The sequence below is a fragment of the Schaalia naturae genome (assembly GCF_042665795.1).
Lineage (GTDB): Bacteria > Actinomycetota > Actinomycetes > Actinomycetales > Actinomycetaceae > Pauljensenia > Pauljensenia naturae.
Map to the genome: position 1 here is coordinate 1 of NZ_JBHTEF010000005.1, position 1,269 is coordinate 1,269.

Consider the following 1,269-nt stretch of genomic DNA (forward strand, 5'->3'; position numbering starts at 1 on the left):
CGGGGAAAGTTCAGCCATAGACGAAAGCCATCTGGTTTGGGTTGGTTTTCGGTTTTGATCGGCTCGGATTGACGGGCGGCGGCCGCTCGATGGCGGCGATGTCGCGGCGCTCGAAGAGGCAGTGCATGACGAGATCGGTGAAGCGCAGGATCGGCATGGCGACGCGATGGAGGCGGGCGGCGATGCGCAGCAGCGCATAGGCGATCATCGCGGCGAAGAGCTGCAGGCGGACGGCGTTGTCGTTGTTGCCGAGGAAGCTGCGGATCTTGAGATGCTGCTTGATCCAGCGGAACAGCAGCTCGATCTGCCAACGGCCCTTGTAAAGCGCCGCAATGGCCACGGCGGAGCGCTTGCGATCGTTGGTCAGCAGGGTGATGGTGTCGCCATCGGCGCGCTTGACGGTGAGGCGGCGCAACGGCATCGGCAGCTTGGAATCGCCCTTGCTGGCGAGGCGCACGGTGGCGTCGTCGATGACGGTGAAGCCGTCGCCCTCGGCGACCTTGAGGCGCCGTTTGCGGATCACCTTGAGGGCCATGTTGGACTTCGGACGCGTCACGAAGACCGCCTTGGCCTCAGCGATCGCCGTCCACCAGCCGTAGTGGCAATAGCCCTTGTCGAAGACATAGGTGGCGCCGCTCTCGATGGCGATGGTGCGACCGATCTGGGCGTCGTTGACATTGGCATCGGTGATGTCGAGAAGGCGCGGGCAGTCGCTGTCGGGATCGTAGACGACATGCATCTTCATGCCGCGGATGCGGCCGTTCGACTTGGCCCAGCCGCACAGCTTGCCGAGCGGCACCGGGGTGGAATCGATCAGCCGCAGCATGGCCCGGCCGTCGCGGCGCGCCTGCCGGTCGAGTTGGCCGGCCAGCCGGGCGAAGGTCTCGGCAAAGACGGCAACCGGGCGGCGGGCGTTGGCATCGGCAAGGGTCGAGCGCCGCAGCCGGCCGCTGCCGAGGTGATAGTGGTGCTGGCTGTTGGCGTTCCAGCCGGCTTCCAGGCCGCGCAGGCTCGCCGCGCCGCTCAACTGGGCATAGATCAGCACCATCAGATGATCCCAGCTCCTGAACGCCTTGTCGTAGGCGTCGGCGTCGTGATCATCCACAATCCTCTGGAAGCCGCGCCGATTGATCGGTTCAACCAGCTTGCCAAGAATGCTAGATGTGAAACGCATGCCCCGTCCTCTTTCTGAGTCTCGACAACCAGAAGGTAGACGGAAAATCCCCGTCTGACGGGGCATGCACCTGCGACATTTCGATTCACCCAGGC

At 64.4% G+C, this 1,269-nt stretch carries 1 protein-coding gene; it reads right to left on the minus strand.

Features of this window, described 5'->3' with window-relative positions; all coding sequences use genetic code 11:
- Positions 1-10 precede the first annotated feature (10 nt).
- Positions 11-1,174: an IS4 family transposase gene (locus ACFQWG_RS14055; RefSeq protein ID WP_014327105.1), complete on the minus strand. Its 1,164-nt coding sequence runs from the start codon at positions 1,172-1,174 to the stop codon at positions 11-13.
- Between the last annotated feature and the right edge of the window lie 95 nt (positions 1,175-1,269).